Source organism: Enterococcus sp. AZ071 (assembly GCF_050499065.1).
In the GTDB taxonomy this organism is placed as follows: Bacteria; Bacillota; Bacilli; order Lactobacillales; family Enterococcaceae; genus Enterococcus_A; species Enterococcus_A ferrettii.
The window spans coordinates 3,690,538-3,711,119 of sequence record NZ_JBIPAS010000001.1 but is presented as its reverse complement, the minus strand read 5'-3'; the positions used below and the strand labels follow the sequence as shown (position 1 = coordinate 3,711,119).

18 protein-coding genes are annotated in these 20,582 nt (G+C 40.6%); all 18 read right to left on the bottom strand.

The window, feature by feature from the left end:
• Window positions 1-102: 102 nt before the first annotated feature.
• A complete protein-coding gene (locus tag IGI49_RS17940; RefSeq protein ID WP_429962803.1) occupies window positions 103-1,209 on the bottom strand; it encodes a tyrosine-type recombinase/integrase in 1,107 nt (368 codons plus the stop codon).
• A 699-nt stretch (window positions 1,210-1,908) separates the two neighbouring features.
• Entirely contained in the window at window positions 1,909-2,676 is a 768-nt protein-coding gene (locus tag IGI49_RS17935) for a helix-turn-helix domain-containing protein (protein ID WP_429962802.1), read from the bottom strand.
• 17 nt (window positions 2,677-2,693) lie between these two features.
• On the bottom strand, window positions 2,694-3,437 hold the full coding sequence (locus IGI49_RS17930) for a recombinase family protein (RefSeq protein WP_429962801.1): 744 nt from the start codon (window positions 3,435-3,437) through the stop codon (window positions 2,694-2,696).
• The gene (locus IGI49_RS17925; protein ID WP_429962800.1) at window positions 3,434-3,613 is read right to left on the bottom strand and encodes a hypothetical protein; all 180 of its coding nucleotides are present in this window, start codon (window positions 3,611-3,613) and stop codon (window positions 3,434-3,436) included. Before IGI49_RS17925 ends, IGI49_RS17930 begins: the two co-directional genes overlap by 4 nt.
• Window positions 3,614-3,634: 21 nt before the next feature.
• Complete coding sequence (locus IGI49_RS17920) at window positions 3,635-6,799, bottom strand: hypothetical protein (protein WP_429962799.1); 3,165 nt, start codon at window positions 6,797-6,799, stop codon at window positions 3,635-3,637.
• Window positions 6,800-6,931: 132 nt separating this feature from the next.
• Complete coding sequence (locus tag IGI49_RS17915) at window positions 6,932-7,570, bottom strand: hypothetical protein (protein ID WP_429962798.1); 639 nt, start codon at window positions 7,568-7,570, stop codon at window positions 6,932-6,934.
• 17 nt (window positions 7,571-7,587) lie between these two features.
• Window positions 7,588-8,439 (bottom strand): BsaA family SipW-dependent biofilm matrix protein, encoded by an 852-nt coding sequence (locus IGI49_RS17910; protein ID WP_429962797.1) that lies wholly within the window; start codon window positions 8,437-8,439, stop codon window positions 7,588-7,590.
• Window positions 8,436-9,203 carry an LPXTG cell wall anchor domain-containing protein gene (locus IGI49_RS17905; RefSeq protein WP_429962796.1) on the bottom strand — a complete coding sequence of 256 codons (768 nt, stop codon included), beginning with the start codon at window positions 9,201-9,203 and terminating at the stop codon, window positions 8,436-8,438. The genes IGI49_RS17910 and IGI49_RS17905 overlap by 4 nt, the downstream gene beginning before the upstream one ends.
• A gap of 41 nt (window positions 9,204-9,244) precedes the next feature.
• Window positions 9,245-10,561, bottom strand: a complete 1,317-nt coding sequence (locus tag IGI49_RS17900) for a hypothetical protein (protein WP_429962795.1) — start codon at window positions 10,559-10,561, stop codon at window positions 9,245-9,247.
• A 61-nt stretch (window positions 10,562-10,622) separates the two neighbouring features.
• Window positions 10,623-11,576, bottom strand: a complete 954-nt coding sequence (locus IGI49_RS17895) for a signal peptidase I (RefSeq protein ID WP_429962794.1) — start codon at window positions 11,574-11,576, stop codon at window positions 10,623-10,625.
• Window positions 11,577-11,589: 13 nt separating this feature from the next.
• Entirely contained in the window at window positions 11,590-12,666 is a 1,077-nt protein-coding gene (locus IGI49_RS17890; protein WP_429962793.1) for a glucosaminidase domain-containing protein, read from the bottom strand.
• Window positions 12,656-12,970: a hypothetical protein gene (locus IGI49_RS17885; protein ID WP_429962792.1), complete on the bottom strand. Its 315-nt coding sequence runs from the start codon at window positions 12,968-12,970 to the stop codon at window positions 12,656-12,658. Before IGI49_RS17885 ends, IGI49_RS17890 begins: the two co-directional genes overlap by 11 nt.
• Window positions 12,967-13,428, bottom strand: a complete 462-nt coding sequence (lepB, locus tag IGI49_RS17880) for a signal peptidase I (RefSeq protein ID WP_429964939.1) — start codon at window positions 13,426-13,428, stop codon at window positions 12,967-12,969. Before lepB ends, IGI49_RS17885 begins: the two co-directional genes overlap by 4 nt.
• Window positions 13,429-13,470: 42 nt before the next feature.
• Window positions 13,471-14,625, bottom strand: a complete 1,155-nt coding sequence (locus tag IGI49_RS17875) for a hypothetical protein (protein ID WP_429962791.1) — start codon at window positions 14,623-14,625, stop codon at window positions 13,471-13,473.
• 17 nt (window positions 14,626-14,642) lie between these two features.
• On the bottom strand, window positions 14,643-15,545 hold the full coding sequence (locus tag IGI49_RS17870; protein WP_429962790.1) for a hypothetical protein: 903 nt from the start codon (window positions 15,543-15,545) through the stop codon (window positions 14,643-14,645).
• 367 nt (window positions 15,546-15,912) lie between these two features.
• Window positions 15,913-17,019 carry a tyrosine-type recombinase/integrase gene (locus IGI49_RS17865; RefSeq protein ID WP_429962789.1) on the bottom strand — a complete coding sequence of 369 codons (1,107 nt, stop codon included), beginning with the start codon at window positions 17,017-17,019 and terminating at the stop codon, window positions 15,913-15,915.
• 499 nt (window positions 17,020-17,518) lie between these two features.
• Window positions 17,519-18,553, bottom strand: a complete 1,035-nt coding sequence (locus tag IGI49_RS17860) for an NlpC/P60 family protein (RefSeq protein ID WP_429962788.1) — start codon at window positions 18,551-18,553, stop codon at window positions 17,519-17,521.
• A 584-nt stretch (window positions 18,554-19,137) separates the two neighbouring features.
• Window positions 19,138-20,562, bottom strand: a complete 1,425-nt coding sequence (araA, locus tag IGI49_RS17855) for an L-arabinose isomerase (RefSeq protein ID WP_429962787.1) — start codon at window positions 20,560-20,562, stop codon at window positions 19,138-19,140.
• Window positions 20,563-20,582 lie beyond the last annotated feature (20 nt).

Below are 20,582 nucleotides of genomic sequence, written 5' to 3'. Positions count from 1 at the left end.
GAAAATTTCTGTTTTAATGATGCAGCACAAAGTAAGCGTTTACTTTTTAAAAAATAAAAAAAGGCCTTCCGATGAAGAAAATATTCTTTTTTTGAAAGCGTTTTAGCTGATTGCTTTTTCCATTTGTCCTACTACTTGGAAGCGTTGTTCCATTAAAGAACCAGCATATGTATCTAATGTCATTTGAGTGGAGCTATGCCCCATTAGTGCACTGACACTCATGATATCTCCCCGACTCTCTAGACAACGAGTCGCAAAGGTATGTCTCAACTGATGGAAATGGATGGTCGTTAATTTAGCTTTCTTGCGAATCTTATGAAAATGATAGGTTAACAGTCTTGGCTCTACTGGTTTCTCATTATTAGTGAGAACAAATTGTCCGTTTGACCGTTGTTTCTGTCTCAACAACACTTGTTTCAAGGTTTGACTCATGGGAATCAACCGAGTGGATGAAGCCGTTTTTGAACTCGTACAAATTAACTCTGTTTTCTTTCCGTTGAATACACCGACAATTCGCTGCACCGTTGAATGAACGTGAATCAGATTATTTTCAAAATCTATATCTTTCCAAGTAAGCGCGGAAATCTCGCCAATTCTCAATCCAGCATGAAGAGCTAATAACGTCGGAATCCCGTACCCTTTCTTTTCTGATAACGCTGCAGTTTCCAAGCGTTTTTGTTCCTGCTTTGTGAGTGCCTGATTTCTGTTTCTCACTAGCTTAGGCAAATTTATTGAGGCAAATGGATTCTCCTTCACCATCTTTTTTCGGACGGCTAAATTGATACATTGCTTTACAATACGGAAAACTGCATGGATCGTCGAAGGCTTCAATTTACGTTTTTCCAAGTCTGCTAATAAAGTTTCAGCCGCATTTTCATCTAATTCATTTAGACTATATTCACCAAGAATAGCCAACACATAATGCTCTAGCTTGTGCTCGTAGTTGGCGTAAGTAGACTGCTTCACATTGGTTTGAATTTCTTGGAGCCATAGATATCCCCATTCATTGAAGCTAATCGCTGCATCTCCTTGTTTATTCTGAACCTGCTGATAGTGCAACTTTAAGGGATAAAGCTTCTCACGAACTTCCTTGAGCGTCTTGCCATACACCGATCCGTATTTAGTCTTACCATTCGCTTTTTTTCCTTTGGGATAGCGTCCTTCCCAGCGTTTGTCTTTGCGGCGATAAATATTTTCACCTCTGCGCATATCCTCACTTCCTTTCTATTATTAGGGACGGGAGTTTTGACGGTAAATGGATTTTCCGTCTGTTTCAAGGGATTCTCTCTCCACGACTTGATGCAAAGAGTTCCAAAGAAATAATTTTAATTATTTTTATAAAACATATTGCGTATTTCTAACTCCTAATCTATAATTAGACTAGTTAATAACCCACAAATATAAATAAACATAATTACTTAACGAAACATCTCGTAGTCTTGTAAAAACTAAGAAATAAATTTAACTCTTTCAGTCATTCATCATTATTGAATGACTTTTCTATTTTCTAAAGCTTAATATCTTTATGTACATTATATAGATTAACCAGATTAAAAAAACAACAAATTTCATCATAGACAGAAATAAATGATAAAAATTAGTTTGCATCTCAATTCTTCTTATTAACCAACCATTTCTCCTGCCACTACAAAGAAGCATCAGCAAATTAGATTCCCTTTGCTGATGCTTCTTGTCGCTATTCTTTTACCAACATTCTCTTTGCTCTTTCGATTGGCTTTTGGTTTCACACTCCTTGATTAAATGGCTTATTAGAACATTTCACGGTCATCAACCTAAGCTATTGCAGAAATTCCTATTGACTCAAAGGATTACTATATATGCACAGTTGACAGTCTTAATTCAATGTAAAAAACCGCTCAATCGGAAGTCGATTGAGCGGTTCGTTCACTAATTTGTAGCAGAATAATACTTCAATTCTTCCAGCTGTTGTGAGCCTTCCAACCAGTATTCATAAAACGTACTGCTTAACTTGTAGCCTCTGCCCCATAGTGTCGTGATGGTTTCGCCAGTAATGCCATGGGTCTCAAATTTATGCTTCAATTTGTTAATCAAGCAAGACAACTGGCTCATATTCGAAGACGTATTGCCATCCTGCCATAAACAGTCGCACAGTTCTTGTCGAGATAGAACGCCGCTAGTGGAATAGGATTGAATCAGGCATTCAAAGACACGTTTTTCCGTCTTAGAAAGACTCTTAATTAACAATTTTAGACTATTCGGCGTGGTGTCCTCTCCTTGCGTAGTAGGGAAGGTTAGAATTTGATTGCCGGTTACTACGTCTTGCTTCATCTGATATTGAAGCTCATTCATTTTTTCTCGCAGAAGTTCATAGCTGGTTTCTTTTGCAACCCAGTCTACCAAGCCTCGTTCTTGCCAGTAACTTTGTTCTTCCTCATTAGGAATGTTTTCCACCACTCGCAGAACTAATAGAGGATGATTTTTTAACATTTGTAGAATCTGTTCTACTTCTGAGTTACAAAGACTTTCACTTAAGACAATCCACTGAAAGTAGGAAAGAAAAGGACTAACAGTGCCCGTTTTCAGACGTTTGAATAAATCTGTCGAACAAAGAATCTCACAATTCATCCGCTGTAATTTCTGGACTAGCGGTTCTTCTGCTAAGGAATTTTTCGTTAAAATAAGTACATGTTGCATGGGGACTCACCTTCTCTTCAAATTTTTGGTGTTTTCTTCTCTTTTGTAAGTGGCTTAATCTCGGTTTCTTCTGTATCGATCAATACATTCCACAAGATAACCAGTGTTACAACTACACAAATGGCGACTTGAATCCACAGTTGATCAAAATAGGATTCGGCTAGTTTGATACTAAAAATTGCCAACAGGAAACAAATCACTAAGATAATCGCTAGTTGAACCTGCTTTAGTTCTTGTTGGACACGATAGGCTGTTTCAATTGGTACTCGTTTTTGTTGAGCGACTTGACGAACGGAGTTTTTCTCTACCAGCAGCCAGATCATTTCACGATAAAGCTTCCGTGCTTCCGGTTCTTTACTAAACAAGGAATACGCATCTTTACTGCGGTCTCGCTCCTTTCCTGCTTTGACCAACACTGGATGAAGTAAACGATCATTGCGTAGTGACCAGCGAAAAACCTGTCGCCACTCTTCGATACCTAACGGTGGCAAATTCAAGACATCCAATGTTAGTTCTTTTGTTTCCAATTGATCCAAGCAAGCTAAAAGTTGGCGATAATCTCTAGAGATAACTTCCCAAGAGACAATCACTAAATGGTCTCCAGATTGAGCAAAATTCAGTAACGCCTGGAATTCGCTCGTCGGGGAGTGCAAGGCCTCCACCTCCTGTGCGCCATCAGAAAAGAGTTCGTCCACTGGGTAATCCTCCAGCATATCCAATTGTTGGGTTAGTTGAAACCCGCGTGCATAGCCAAGATTCATCGTGTTCTTCCTCTTTCTGTTGGAGTTTTTCGTCGGTCAGTGCCCGGTTGTTTCCTATTTCGCAACAGTCGAGTCAACTTTTCCTGCAAATCCTGTTGGCTTCGCATCAGCGAGAACAGCAGATAGCTTTGAACCAATACAATCAGGCCTAATACTGTTAACAATAGATAGACCATGTTCTGTCTCGCCTCTTTCGTTTACTTCGTTTTTATTTTTCCTAAGTCATTCTTCTTATAATCCCAGCTGTAGGGCTGTGGAGTAGTCGGATTATCTTGACCATCTACATTGGGTTGAATGTACATCGTAACCCAGAATTCTTCATCCTGGAGTAACATATTTTTATTTATTTGAAGCCATCCAGCTGTATAGCTCGTGTTGTTCTCATGGCTTTGCCCACTCGCATCGGTTTGTTGTGTCGTCTGATAGTAGCCTAAATAGTTATAAAATTCCGGCACTACAACGGACAGCTGAACCTGATCGGATAAATCGGTCAGTTGATCAATACCCACAGTAAAATCTGTGAAAGCAGGTTTGTTCGCCAACACTTCCGATTTCCCTGTCAAATTCGCTCGATAATCTGGATCTACAATGGGACTGCCACTATTATTAAGAATCGTGTGAACATCTATATAACTCTCTGTTGGAACCACAATCTCATTGGATTCATTCAACACTACCTGTCGGATATGGAAGAGTATATTTCCAGTCAGATTAACATCCAAATGTCCTACCGTTTCATTGCCTGCTATCGAGCCATCTTTGTGATGGGAATCCACTGGACCATCCCACTTGTACGTAACAGACGGTGTCGCCTTTCCAGGAGCTAAAGCACTATGAATGGGTGGTAAATCAACGACTAATTTATTGGCATTTTTGGTTGCGTCTGCCAAGGTAGGCAGTTCTGCTGAAGTTTCATGGGTTGCATCGAAATAGTCATAGACCTTCACTTTTCCATTTTTTACTACTTCATTGTTTGTTTGCGTTGTCCGCAGTCGGTATGGAAGAGTGTATTCATCCGCATAATAGACTACGCCATTGGTATCTACCGGCGTTACTTCTGGATTTACGGCACTATTGGGCAGCGTATTCTTCGTAGTCACAAATGCCCAAACTCGATTGGTTATTTCAATTCCTGATTCAGGTTTATACGTAACGTCTACCGGATAGGGTTTAGCGGTTGTCGCCTCACGGAGAGCTTTCAACTGGGCGGCATTTACAGTCACTTTTCCAGATAATTTACTAGAATCCTTCCCATCCTCATCCAATCCTCCGCCTTGATCTCCGTCACTAATCCCATGCTTAGTAAGACTCCAAGCCATTGTCTTCGCAAATTCCTTGAATTTGTCGGCATCTGGAATAGTTGTATCAATATTCTCTAACGGAACATGGAAATTCTGAGCATCCAATGCATACTTATCATCATCATCTATAATTGTTTCCGTTCCTATTTTGTTTATCCATCTTGAGATACTGGAGGATTGTAAAGAGCCATCTGACACAAAGAACTTGACCTTTTGCGGACCTGTTTTGGTTTTGTCAAAGCCTAATGTTTTCCAATCAATGGCTGGAAATTGTTGTCCGACAGGCGCCGTGTAATTGATTCGTCGAGGATTTCGATTGATTCTGGCTTTTAACCAGGCTTCATCCTTCTGACCTGAGATATTGTTCGATGAAAAATCATACTTATCGATTACATCAATTCCATCCAACAACTTGTTTTCGATGTCTTCTTCTGTGTCATCTAAGTCAATTAGAATATTGTCTTTAGTGAATTTGATTCCAGGAGAATAATCTTTTTCTAAAGTCAAAATCCCATAGAAAGCGGCTCTACTCGCTCCAGGCCTTTTGTTGTTGAATGGACCAGTAACAAAATCACTGTCCGTTGAAGCAGAACCAGCTATGGCGTAATTTTCAGTTTTCGGTATTGGTTCAAACGAAGCCAGTGCCAAGCTACCGGTTGCAGAGAGTCCTCTTAAGTTTTTCAATTCGAAGTCCTTATCCAATATCCCAAAAGCAATCCCCGAACTATTAAGATATCCACTAAACATCGGATCAGATGCTGCCTGTGTGTTGACTGTCATATAAATATTATATTCATTTTCGCCATTCCCATTTGTATATTTAGTAATATCCTGAACCGTTGTTCCCTCCGGAAATTCCTTTACTGTGTCTGATTTGAACGTCTCTGGATTTAGCTTCTGCAATAGCGCTTGATTATCGCTATAATCCATATAGTAGTAGGAAGAAGGATCAGCATCCGACAACCCTTTAATAAGATTTCCCGATTTTGCAGTATCACTCCGATCGGAAACTTGCATACGACTTATTTGGTTGCCGTTCAAAGCATCTAACTTATAAATGTACTGCACAGCGGGTACCTGCTCAATATAGCTTCCATAACGGACTGAGAGAATATAATGATCGCCATATCGTCTAATGTCACTAAAGCTTATCTGAATATCTACAATAGGTGTTATTCCCACCATTTGTTGATAAGTATCTAATTGAAATATTATACCAGTCTCTTCAATACTTTTTCCTCCTGCATTGTACTCATATAATTCGAAACTATCCCTAGTGGCTACTTGGGTTGGAGGTACTACCGTTCCACCATTTGTTACATAAAGTTTGCCGTCACTTTGGTTGGGAATGGGTCGAATATTGGAGATAACATAGTTTATGCTGTTAGGCATTTTAAATTTTTCCCATTCAAAGCCTGACATTGTTGCTGCATCGAATTGATAAATATAGTGCTGGTCTGCATGCTCGCTTGGTCGAGTTCCATAATATTTACCTATGATTTGACTATCAGCTTCCAAGGCTATCAAAGCAGTATCTCGAGCAGATTCTAAAGCAGCTGTTGTATCATCTATATCTGGCGTATAGCTAGGCTCACCTGTAGCTATATAAGCCTGATCAATTCGTTTACCTTCTGAGTCTGTCTTAATCATAGAGCTTCTAAAAACGAAAGTATCTTTAGGAAAATTTGTCACAGCCTCACTTCTAGAATTACTTTGGAACATTATAGAACCATCACTTAATGTACCTATATAAACAGCTGCATCATCTACATCACTTGTATATGTATTAATTACATTTTTAGACAAGCTTGGTAGTAAAGCGGTATCTTGAAACCAGCCTTTATCAACGGGTAAGTCGTCCACTCCACCTAGACCTGTCGCATCAGCAGGCACAACGTATTTGTAATTTACATCATCGTAATCCAAGGTTACACTATCGGATGTATCTGCCTTTACTTTTTTCACTGGTTGTTGATTATTCACGAAAAAAATACCTGCTAACAGACCAAGCATCATTAAACTAATTATCACTATACTATTTTTCTTTTTTGTATTTTTCATGCTACACCTCCGTTGAATAAAATTGCCTGTTTCAGCTTTGTAGCACTTATCAGCTCAGTGCTTTAGTTTAAAACACTCACCTCATGAGTGCTGCTTATTTGAGATAAAGGGATACAAGTTCTCTTTGTATCCCTAATTGTCTACCTTACTTTTTAACGCATCATCAATCGCTTTTAACGGCTGATCGGTTGGCGTCTTTCCATGCCACCAAGCTTGGCGATAGGTCTTCTCATTACAATTAATTGTTTCTACTTTTAGAGACAAGGTGAACTCCGCGTCATGGTAACGGTCACTCAAACTGTTGGACAATTTGATAGATGTAAACAAACTAGTTGTGGGCTTTTTCGGTACTAAGGCTTCTTTGATGTAATAGTAATACCCATCCCCGCCGTCCTTCCAATCACTCGTATTCAAATTTTCCAATACTAAATCTGTTCCAATAACTAAAGGAAGGACTTGCTTGTTGTTCGTATCACCAGCTACACTGGTCCAAACTTCTGGCAAAACCATTACTCGAACAAATTGATTGACCGTTCCCACATTTTCGATGGTTACGTCTTTTCCAACTGATTGGTTTTTGGGGATTTCTGTAATCGTTGTATCAAAAGCCTCTTCTAATTTTGTTTCTACCTGTCCAATTTGAAAATTATTTTCCTTTTTATCTGTTGCTGTCATTGCTGCATAGACAAAATAGCTTCCACCAACTAACAGGAGGATACACCCTATTAGGGCAATGAGATAAATCAACTGTCGCCGTTGTCTTTTTTGCATCTCTCATTCCTCCTTGTTTAGTTTGTGCCATCCAGCTTTGATTGATACATACTGTATGCGTAGTCACTACTAGTGATTGACCAATCCGAAAGTAGTCCTCGGGTGATATCGTGTGCATCCATTTCTGGAACCAATTTATAGAGGGCTCCTTTGTGTTGATTGGCGTATGTTGCGTTCAGTGACACGCTGTCTAACAAATTAGGCGTAACCTCTGTTGGTTGCAGGACCTCAGAATAATAGAAATACCCCTTCTCGTAATACCAATAGTTGATGTCACTGACAGTCGGCGGTGTTCCTTGATCAAAGACTTTTCCTGCTTGGAAGTTCAGCTCAATTGCTGGTAAAGGAGTTGCTCTTGTTCCTTTGTAGGGATACGTCTGATCTACTAAAGCGATAGATGCCTTGTAATGCTTGTTCGCACTAACTCCATAAGTATTGCCAACTATCCATGTATTGGTTTTCTTCACATCAATTGTTGTTGCACTGGGGGTGCCGAATTCTTTTAAATTCCCGTTGCCATCACCAGCACCATGATTGTCTGTTGCATCGGTCTCAAACCCTACGAAGAATTCTTTTAGTGAAATACGAACAATCGTTGGCATTTCTCCGGTATTTCGTACCCGAACATTTTTTTCCTTTGTTGTTCCAGGGGACCAGTGGAAGACTTGATTAAAATCTTCTTCTACAATCGCCGACAACTTTCGTTGATTGGCATCCGTTCGATTCACCCGTTCATCTGTGGAAGTAATCCACGCATAGGTACTGCCTACTATTAATAACAGACTTAACACCAGAGAAAAGCAGGCGAACAGGCCCTTACTGCGGACAAAAGTCTGAAACAAATGTTTTCGTTTTTCCTTTTGGTTCATTCCTGCTCCTCCTCTTGGCGCTTTTTCCATAAGAACAAGACAATCAATACCAGCAACAGCCCGGTCAGAAATAGATAGACCAATTCTTCACCAGTTTGTGGCAACAGCTTGCGTGCGGTCGGTATTCCTTGACCAGTCGCTGGCAGTTGATCTGAACTGCTGGGGGGAGTACTTGGTACCGTTGGCTCTGTTGAAGGTTCGGTTGGCTTCGTTGGTTTGGTTGGTGGTGTAGGAGCAGGTGATTGATCCTTGGTACCCACAAAATTCCAAATAAAATTCAACGTACTTTTTTCACTCAAATTCTCATTGGTTAAACTAGAATCGATAGTAAACGTCGCATGCATGATTTTATCTGTCCCATAGGTACAAACACCCAATTCCAAGGGCGTTTTACTCCAGTCACGATTGGCATCCCCTAATAAGGGACCCTGATAAATTTCTTTACCATCTAGAACCATGGTCATCGTGATATGATTCTTCCAGTCAACCGAACCAGTAGAGTCGATCTCTTCGACTAACATTCCTAAAGAGAAGGGGGTTTCCAGATCCAAACTGCGAATCGTTATTTCTTTTTCAAAAACATCTCCGGGGAGAATATCCACTAAGTCAATGTAGTATTCTCCCTCAGAGGTGGCATACATACCATCGGAATCACCGATCACCATGCCGGAGGGAAGTGCTTTTGCCGCGTACACGGTGGACATGCCGCAAAAGAAGAAACAGAAACACAGGATGCTGCTTGCTAATACGATAAGCTTTCTCAACCTCTGTCACTTCTCCCTTCTTTTCATGGCGTGCGCATGGCTTAGATGCCTGCTTTAAGTTTGGTCACAATTGCTAACGTATCGCCTGTTGGTGTTGAACCGCCGCCTAATTCCCAACCTGCTGAATCAGTTAATGCATCGGCATTGGCTTGGACTGCTTCCATTTTCACCACTAAGTCATAAGATGCATTGGTGTATTCTGTACCCATCCCACTTTCAAAGACTAGTTTTTCCAATAAGTTCTTCGTTGTTTCGCCAGATTTTACTGGAACAGTGTAATAGAACCAGCCATCGTCTTTGTTGTAAACCCACTTGTCACTGCCTAAAGTAGCAATATCTGTAACATCTGCACTGTAACCAATACGAATTTCACTCTTACTCAAGCCTTTTACATCTGCTTGAACGCCGTTTTTACCAGTTACTGTTGGGATTTGATCGGCAACAGTTGCAGGTGTAACTGCTGGTAGGTCTGTAGCGGCAGCATAGCCTAAACCACCAAAGGTATAGTCGTAATCCACACTGTAACGAACACCGTCTGTTCCGATCAATGCACGGCCAGTTGCTGCACCGTCTTCATCTGGTAAAGAAGATTTTGCCCAGTTGACAGTTGTATTCTTGTACCCATTTTCATAGTAGCCGTATTTCACACTGGTCAATGCAAAGTTCCAGTCTTTGGCATCCAATTTGTTGTTTTCATTAGCAACTGTGATATTGAATGTCATCGATTGGTATTTATTTTTGCTTGCGTCATAAGTTGGATCCCCAGGATTTAGCGTGCTATTATCTGGATGAGTGAAATATTCATGCATTAGTTTTGCTTCATAACTGATTTTTTCAGCACCAGTAACTGCATCGATCGTTTTTCCACCTTTGACCAATAGCTTCACATTGTCATCTGCTGGTGTTGCCAACCCAGTAATTTGAGCAGCTGGCACTTGAACAAAACCATCTTTGTATGTCTGATCCCCATTGAAGTTGATTGGCATATGTTTGTTCAAGCCTGAATCGTTCGCTACATACGTGTATTTTGCACCAGTAACTGAGCTTGCATCATACTTTTCTGCACCCAATTTATCCAAATGCTTCAACACTTCTTCGTAAGATACGCGAACAAATACACTTGCTGTACCTGTGTTAGATACGGCAACCTCTTTCGTTGCTTCGGTTCCTGGTACCAATGGTTTTGGTTCCCATGTTTCCTTTACCGTTACGCTGTTGTCGCTTACTGCTGCGGATTCTGCCCGGTTAATCCGTTGATCCTGTGCAGTGATCCAGGCAAACGTCCCCGAGATGGCTGCGATTAACGCTAAAGCTGCTGCTGCAGCCATCAGCTTTTTCTTCTTACTATTCTTCTTCATTCCTTTTTCCTCCTATACATCCTTTTTTACTATTTATATAAATACTTGTACAAACAAGCAGTTATACCCCTCTTGGATATTTCGTTTGTTTCATTGACCGTCTCACTGGTTCTGGTTGTAGAAAATAGGCCTTAAGAACCAGGAAGAAGCCGAATGTGGATACCACACACACTAAACATAGCCACAGATTTTCCTGTACAAAGTTTAGAACATTGCCCATCTTAGGAATCACAAAGGCTACTTTCCCGTAGATTCTATCTGCGGAAATCGGTGGGTCCTTACTGTTGTTGGCGTCCCCTTTGGTGACAATATAATCACCCTTTTCCCCGTTTAATTCGTCTAACCGCTCTACCATTCTATGGGTTAAGTAACGATCACCATCTCCAACTTGGAATGTAACAATGTCGTTTTCTTTGACTTGACTGCCATCCGCCATTTTTACCAATACAATATCTCCCGCATAGAAGCCTCTTGAAGGTGAATCTGGTTGCGGCGCCATTGAATTGGTCAAGACTTGATAGAAACGATAGCCAAAGATCGCGGCATCGGACTTCTCACTGAAGGCAAACATCAAGGAACTGAGTAAAATGCCAATCGTTAGCGTGTAAAAGAACAGGTTATACACGAACAGGAAAATCTTGCGATTCGTGGATTTCTTTGCCACTTGCAGTGGTGGTGCTCCTTGTTGGACAGGTCTTGGTCGTTGAAGCCGCGGTCTTGGTGGAACCATCCGTTCTCGTTCATAACCATAGTTATTTGGTCGCGAATTTCCATATCGCTCTGGCGCCCCCCGATGTGAATAAGAACCTCGTGCAGGCGGGACGCCATGCCGTGAATAACCACCTTCTCGTCCTCGATTAATCGGTTGTTGAGGTGGATAGGATCTCCGATCATCGTAGTCCTCTTCGTAATACTCGTTTCTTCTAGGCGGTATGCGATTAGAAGGGGCGCGGTCACGATACGACGATTCGTCAAATTCGTAGTCATGATCCCGATATTCACGTTGTTTCGACATAGTTCCCCTTCTTTCATTGGACACTTCGATTGCCATACAGCTGTTTAGCTGGTCGTTGGGCAGTCGGTGGAATGATTACTGCTGACTGTGTTGTCTCATTGACAATAATTGGTTGTTCACCAGTTTCATTAGATTCTTCAACTGTTGGTTGTTCTTCTGAACGATCTTCTAATCCCACGGGATTATCAGTTGGTTGTTCTTTCTCTGCTTCAACACTTCTCGCTGGATCTTTGTCATAGATCGTTAAATTGTATGCTTCGATCAACGTAACCAGTTTCTTATCATAGGTTGTATCCGTCGCATATTTCCCGGTTAACGCTTTTGCGGCTTCTTGATAAGTTGCAGCATTTGATTTCCAAGTTTCCTGATAAAAACCAGCATTTCCAGAAATTCCTTTTCTCAAAAGTGCTGCATAATCTTCCAAAGATTCTTTATAGCTTGGGTACTGCCGAAAAGCAGATTGGATTGTATAGAGCTCCCCATCCCCTTTATCTTCCTGTGTTTTGAAAGACACCTGTTTGCCTTGATAACTTCCCTTGATCCCAAACAGATTATGATAAGGCGGTTGAGCCAATTTGCTGTTGCCTGACCCTGTTTCTAAAATAGCCTGAGCAATCATGACCGAAGCATACAACTCTTCCTGCCAAGCAATCACTTGCGCCTCTTCCCCTATAAGTTGAATGAAGGCTTCGGTCGTTTGATTCTTACTGACAGAGAACTGATAGTTTTCTTCTACCTTTTTGGCAGGTAATGCTGTCTGAACCTTAACAGTGGTTGTTTCTAAAACAGCTGAGGCAGAAGTAAGGGACTCTTCTGTTGTTTTCTTTTGTTCAATTGAACTTAAGGCAGCTGATTCTTTCGTTTTGCTACTCTTGTTTTCTTCTATAGAAGAAGTCTCAAAAGACATCGTTGATTCAATGGATTCCTGGGCTGCACAACTATTAGAACTAACCACCGTACTTGGCATTGTTTCCTGTTGTGAAATTGAAGCAACGGACTCCTTCACCTCTGCTGATACGATCTGTGTCTGGTAGATAGTAAACAAACAAATGCTTACCCCAAAACAAGACAGTAAGAATCTACCGTTCATTGGACTTCAGCCTTTCCTGAGGATGTGATCGCGGTTGTCCTCTAGGTCTTCTCGTTTTAGCTGTCATCTGTTGCAGTTTCAAAAGAACACCATGATAATGCAAAGCAGTTATTCGTAAATAAACAGCTAACAGCATTAATAACAGTAGTAAGAAAAGCTGGCTAACCGTAACGACTTCTTGAAAATCAGTAAAATAAAAGAAAATCCCTAATACAACGACTCCTAACAGTACTACTAAAGAGAAGAGCCAATAAATCCAGTACCAAAAGGTATACCATTCAATTTTTTCCTGTAATGACTTCATTCCCTATTGTTCCCCTCTTGGACAATGCCTAAAATTTGTTTTTCTGAGACCAGTCCAAAGATTCGACTATCTTTAGAAATGGTACGATTATCCCCTAGAACAAAGTAATATCCTTTGGGAATTGCTTTATTCGACAAGCTATCCCAACTAAACTCTTCCGTTCGATAGGCAAAATCGTCAATCACTCGTTCATGGTTAACAAAGAGTTGACCCTTTTGATAATCAATCCGTTCCCCTGGCAAACCAATTACTCGTTTCAAATACAACTCACTTGGTGCATCTGGAGGATGTAACACGACTACATCGAAACGTTTCGGCTTATGATGAGCTTTTACTTGAACGATCTCTTGTTCCCAATAGGTAGGATTCATTGATTCGCCACTGACAAAGTATCTAGGATATAGCCAGTAGTACATCCGAAAGCTGCCAAGAAAAAGGAAATAGCAAAGCACAAACAGTCCAGCCAACTTTGAAGCTAGTGGCCATTTAAATTTCCGACCTCAGCCAACCTCCTGGGCTTCTTTGACTGGTGCATCCTGTTGTTCCCGAACCATTCGTTCCATCAATGAATTTTCTCCTTGTAAGAGATCAAAGTAAGCAGCTTTGCTTAGTAAGTTCTCATAATCCATTTTCATCAGCTTCACGAAAGGTTTTCTAAACCAAGGTCGCGCGTGAATCTTTGCACGGGATTCAATCACTTGGCACTCGTATAACACAAAGTGAATATCTCGTGCGGAAAGATTCGCCTTAATCTGTTTCACCTGATCTCGTTCGTAAACCAATTTATTGCCGGTGACTGTCATCTTTTCAGATTTGTTAATCAGCTCCCCGTTTAGATGCCACATCTGTTCTAAGAAGCGAGCCTTCTGAAGCAAATAGGTGTACTCTCGTAAACTGATCTTGATTCGCCTATCCCAATCACTTTCTTCCGCGCTTTTTTGATCAAAATATTGAATCCCACTGTAAAGCATCGAAAGTTCCAGTTTTTCAATCACTAACTCTAGTTTTTGGTTAACTGCTCGCAGACGAGCTTTGCTTTGGCTTTCTTGACGTACTTCTTCTTTTTGTACACGATCTGTTGATACCGCTGAGTTCTGAAACTTTTTCTCTGTATGTTCCAGCAATTTTTCGTTTCCCAACAACTTTTCTTGAACAATGCCTTCCGAGAAGTGCTGCTCAGCTAACTCCAGCAACAACTGCTCTGCTCGTTCCAAAGTATTCTCGGTCGCTGTTGGAAACTGCTGATTTAGGCTATCCTCTAAATGAATCGCAAAGGGAAAGCCTGTTTCTCTGAAAACCAATGGTACAAAATCAAAGCGATACACCTGCCGACCATATTTTGGTTCTTCAGTCTGAGCCTTCAACCAAGCAAACTGAGGAAAGAATTGATGCAATGCTTGCCAAAAGGCTTTCCAATTTAAGGTTCCTGGAACAAGTAATAACTCAAGATGATAACTGCTGTTCATTAAGCGAAATAATTGTTCAAAATGCTGGTAGATCTTTTCTCGTTGGTCGTCATTCAAGCTGCCATGTGGGGCATACAAGTATTCACAGGCTCTTTCGATTTCTTCTAATAATGGTTGTGTGATTAGCTCTTCCTGCATAGTAGGAGCTGGTGTTGGATAAAGGGCGAGTTGATTCTGCGATTGCTTCATCGGAAAGCTCCCCTCTTCTATTCGTCTTCCAATAATGCATCGCTGTTGGCTAACAGACGTACAAAAAATTGGGTGGTTTCTTCTTGCACCGAACGCAGACGTTTACGGTAATTTCTGATTTCCTGCTTCATGACTCTCAACTCCAACGATGCATCATTAATGACCTGGTGCGCTTCCTGTTCGGCTTGGCTGCGAATTCCTTTAGCCTCATACTCTGCCCGTTCTAAAATCGCTCGTTCCTGTTTTTTGGTTTCAATCAGAATCGTAGCCAGTTCAGCCTTCATCTCTTCATTTTCTTTTTGCGTTTGTTTTAGCTCTTCGACTTGTCGGCGAGCTTGAATCAACGCTTCTGTTTGATTGGTTTGACTATCTTTCAAGTCAGCTTTCAGCTGTTCCACCTGTCTCGACAATTCTTGAATTTCACTGTTCTTTTCAAACTCCAAATTCTCCAATTCGGCTTGCTTTTCCTTTTGTAACTGGTCTTCTTTTTCTTGTTGCTTCTGAAGAGCTTGATCCTTCTCTGACAAGGTAGTTGCCATCAAGCTCATTTCTGATTGTTTGACTTCTAACTGATGCTTCAACTGAGCTACCGTTTCTTCTAGTCGCTCAATCTCTTGGTATAGCGATGATTCCTGTCTTTGAGGCTGCTCTTCTTCATGAGCTGGTGCTCGCATTGGTTCCGATTCTCCACACTGGCGGTCATCATAGCGCTCATCCATTGGCGCTTCTGTTCTCCTGCGTGAGCGACGTTCTCCACGATCATACTCCCGATAATTTTCTGCCGGACGTTCATATTCTTCTTCAGGATAAGAATCATACCCATAATCATCCTCATAGCCTTCGTCATACTCATCGTAAAAATATTCATCTTGATTCGTTTCCTGATAAGCATCCTTCTTCTGTTTACCGAAACCAAACATACATTCCCTCCTCTATCCATTGACCCCTAAATACTGATTTTTGATAATTTTCTTTGTTTCATCTATACTTTTAGAGAGCATAAAAAAACAGCTCTTCTTTCATAGTCTTTAGAAGACTATGAAACCTCCCAAAATCCCCATCAAACCAACAAAAAAAGACCGTCGATTGACGACGGTTGACGGCATAAAAATTGTATTTTCTCAAACTAATAACTCAATTCAGGTAATTCTTTTATAAACGAAAGAAAACCAGTCGCAAAAACCTGAAAATTTGTGCTTTAGTAATAGACTAACCAAGAGAGCGCTTACTTTAAAAAATATAAAAAAAGTCCTTCCCAAAACGAGTTATCCTCTTTTTGAAAACGCTTTATATGATTTCCTTTTCCATTTGGCTGACTACTTGGAACCGTTGCTCCATTAAGGATCCAGCATATGTATCTAAGGTCATTTGAGTGGAGCTATGTCCCATTAGAGCACTGACACTCATGATGTCGCCTCGACTCTCTAGGCAACGTGTCGCAAAGGTATGTCTCAACTGATGGAAATGAATGGTTGATAAATTAGCTTTCTCGCGAATCCGGTGAAAATGATACGTTAACAGCCGAGGTTCTACTGGCTGCTCTTTGTTGGTAAGAACAAATTGCCCTTTTATCCGCTGTTTCTGCTGCAACAAGACGTTCTTCAACGTTTGACTCATAGGAATTAAGCGAGTAGAGGAGGCTGTTTTCGAACTCGTGTAAATTAACTCCGTTTTCTTTCCATTGAATACACCAACAATACGCTGCACCGTTGAATGAACATGAATTAGATTATTTTCAAAATCAATGTCTTTCCAAGTAAGGGCCGAAATCTCGCCAATTCTCAAACCAGCATGTAATGCTAATAGCGTTGGAATCCCTTGTCCTTTTTTAGAGGTCAAAGCAGCAGTTTCCAAACGTTTTTGTTCCTGCTTCGTAAGAGCCTGATTCCTATTTTTTACTAATTTAGGCAGTTGTATCAAGGCAAATGGATTCTCATGGATCATTTTTTTCCGAATAGCTAGATTGATACATTGTTTGGTAATACGGAAGACAGCATGAATCGTCGAGGGTTTTAGGTTTCGTTTTTCCAAAGCTCTCAACAAATTTTCAGCTGACTCTTCATCTAGTTCATTTAATCCATATTCACCAAGTACATTTAGCACATAGTGAATTAACTTATGTTCATAATTAGCATAGGTAGACTGCTTCACACTGGCTTGAATGTCCTGCAGCCACCGATATCCCCACTCATTAAAGCTAATTGCGGCCTCTCCATAATTATTTTGGATAAACTGATAGTGCAGTTTCAAGGGATACAGCTTCTCACGAACTTCCTTGAGTGTTTTGCCATACACCGATCCATATTTAGTCTTACCATTCGCTTTTTTACCTTTAGGATAACGACCTTCCCAGCGTTTGTCTTTGCGGCGATAGATATTTTCACCTCTGCGCATATCCTCACTTCCTTTCTATTAGTAGCGACGGGAGTTTTGACGGTAAATAGACTATCCGTCTTTTTCAAGGGATTCTCTTTCTATTAACTGTTGTAAAGAATTCCAAAAAAATAATTTTAATTATTTTTATAAAACATATTGCGTATTTCTAACCGTTAATCTATAATTAGACTAGTTAATAACCCGCAAATATAAATAAACATAATTACTTAACGAAACATCTCATAGTCTTCTAAAAACTAAGAAATAATATCAATTCTTTTAGCCATTCATCTTTATTGAATGACTTTTTTTATTTCTAAACAACAATAACCCCTAATACATTATATAGATTATCCGGAACAAAAAAACGATAATTTTTATTAGATACATAAAAAAATGATCGTACCTATTTTTGATGTATCTATCTTCTCAGCTCGTGAGTCATTGCTTCCCACAATACAAAGAAGCATCTGCGATCGAGAACTCCTTTCGCAGATGCTTCTTTTGATTATTCTTTTTAATATAACACTCTTCCAGCACTTTCAAACGGGTACCAGCTTGTATGGGTGATCTTCACCACATCACCTGGCTGCGGCGCTTGAATAAAATACCCATCCCCAATATACAAAGCTACATGGTGGGCAGGTCTCCCCCAAAACACTAAATCGCCTGGCTGTACTTCACTAACGGGTATTTCCTTCACTGCCGCCTGTTGTGCTTGGCTGACTCGTGGAATCGAAACACCATTTTGGGCAAAGACCCATTGCATTAGTCCACTACAGTCAAAGCCGCTCGGTGTGGTACCTCCCCAAACATAAGGTACTCCAAGATATTGTTTGGCTGACAAAATGATCGCCTGAGCTTTATCCGAAACTTCTTCACTGGTAGAAAAGTTCTGACCAAGAACAACCTGCTCCAGCAATGCCTCTTGTTGCGCCTTCGTTGCTTCTTCTTGTTTGCGCTCTTCTTCTTGTATTTGAGCCAATACTGCTTCATTATCCTTTAGCTCTTTTTCCAGTTGTTCTTTACTAGACTGTTGAGTTGCCATCGTAGTTTGTAATTGTTCTTGAACGGTTTGATATTCTTCTTGTTTTTTCTCCAGCTCTTTTTGCTGTTTCGTAAGATTCTCAGTCAATTCGGTATATTCCTTGGCTTTTGCGTCATCGGATTGCCGAATCGTTTCTACTCCCTTGATGGAGCTCAGCATCTTTGTCCAGCCTTCCAGTTGAAAGAAGTTCACTTTCCGATCAGCGTCCTTCAGTTGAATGGCTCGTACTCGCTCTTGAATTTCTTTTTCCAATTGCGTCAGCTTATCTGTCATATCCGTCACTTTCTTCTCTTGAATAGTGAGTTCTTGAGTTAAGGCTTGGCTCTTCTTTTCTTGTTGTTCTTGCTCAACCACCGTTGTCGAAATTTCATCATTCAATTGGCTTAAACGTTCCTGCAATTCGGTAATCGTCTGTTGGGTTTCTTCTTTAGGCTCAGCATGAACTGGCGTCATGAAGCAGAATAATCCCATACTTACGATGACCGCTATGTATAACTTTTTCATTCAAACACCTCTGTTCTTAACATTATTCGAACTATACTAACCTTTATTGTAAACAATCTCTCACTCTTAATCGTGTTCATCATTCACTGCAAGCAGACGCTTCTCATCTTGTTTGACAAAATGAAGCTGACCATTTTTCTTTTTACAAATATAATGAAGAAAAATGTGTTCCCTTCATTATATTCATATTTGGTCGCGACTAGCAATACCTTATGCACAAATATTTTTGCTTTTTTTAATTTAAAAATAGCATAGACTAAATTTTTACTATTTGGAAGTTAGCCTTGCGGAACAATTCGTACAATTAGCTACCTTTACGTAGATTAGTTAGAACAACCCACCAAACGTAAAAGAGAGAAAATAACCTAGCCAAAAGGCTGTCAGTTATTCTCTCTTGTCATTTTTTTACAGTTATTCGATTGCACACTCCGTTTGAATTTTTCAGGCAACTTCTATTTTAGAATCTTTTTTTTAGGAGCTTTCTCAATTATCTCCGAACCATTCTTGAGGTTAGCAGCACAGAAATAGATGCTTCCAACAGTGAACCTACTCAACTAATTACACAAACAGCTTTTAAGATTGAATTATTTAATCGTTACATATTCTAAATCAACCAGCTTCGCCCAAGCTTCAATTTGTTCAGTTGTCAGCTTCAATGAAACCACGGTGTGATGCCCACCGCCTGTGCGAATCCAAGCACCGACTCCCTCATGGAAATTCGGTTTCACCTTCCATAATACTCGTGCCACTGGCAAGTTCGGAGCCTCCTCAGTTGGTTCGAAAGCTTCTACTTCATTGATTAGCAGCTTATAATGAGTGCCAAAATCAGCCATGGAAACCACGACGCCATCACCAGCTTTTCCATCAAAGACTAAGCGAGCAGGATCTTCACGATCACCCATTGATAATGGAGAAACGACAATTTTTGGTTTGTTAACAGCTAAGGTAGGATCGACCTCCATCATATGAGACTGCAAAATTGCTTCTTTTCCAGCAGCTAATTCATACGTATAGTCTTCCATGAAGCCAGTGTTTTCGTTGTTAGCCATCACCTTTAACAAACGATCCAAGGCAGCCGTTTTCCAGTCGCCTTCTCCAGCAAACCCATAGCCTTCAGCCATTAATCGTTGAACGGCTAAGCCTGGCAGCTGCTGCATGCCGTACAAATCTTCAAAATTAGAACTAAAGGCATTGTAATTTCCTGCCTCTAAAAAGCGTCGCAAGCCGATTTCCTGTTTTGCCTGTACCTTCACATGAGCTTCCCACGTCCCATGATCGTAATCGCCGTAATCAAAATCATAAAGCTCTTTGTATTCGGCAAATAAGGCTTCCACTTCTTCTTCCTTCACTGCATCAATGAATTGAACCAAATCTCCAATCCCAAAATAATCGACGACCCAGCCAAATTGAATCTGAGCTTCTACCTTGTCGCCTTCTGTTACCGCTACATTTCGCATATTATCACCAAAGCGAGCGACTTTAATATTGAAGCTTTCGTTGTAGGCCACTGCCACATCCAGCCAATCAGCAATTTGAGACTGGACACTTTCTGTTTGCCAATAGCCGACAACGATTTGGTTTTGCTTTTTCAAGCGTGCATTGATGAAGCCATATTCACGATCGCCATGAGCCGATTGGTTTAAATTCATGAAGTCCATATCAATTGTTTCCCAAGGGATACTTTCATTAAATTGAGTCGCTAAATGCAGCAATGGCTTTTGCAGCAGCTTGGTTCCGCGAATCCACATTTTTGCTGGAGAAAATGTATGCATCCATGTAATTACGCCAGCTACCTCATCACGATAGTTAACTTCCTTCATGAGGTTTGTGATGGTATCTGCTGTTACTGCTAATTCCTTCAATACAATTGGATAGCGCATCTTGCCGCTTTCGTTTAAACCCTTGACGATTGTTTCCGCATTGCTTTTCACGCTTTGTAATGCTTCTTCTCCATATAAATGCTGTGACCCTACAACAAACCAAAATTCTTTTTTACTGATTTCTAACATTGTATTCGCTCCTCTTAGTT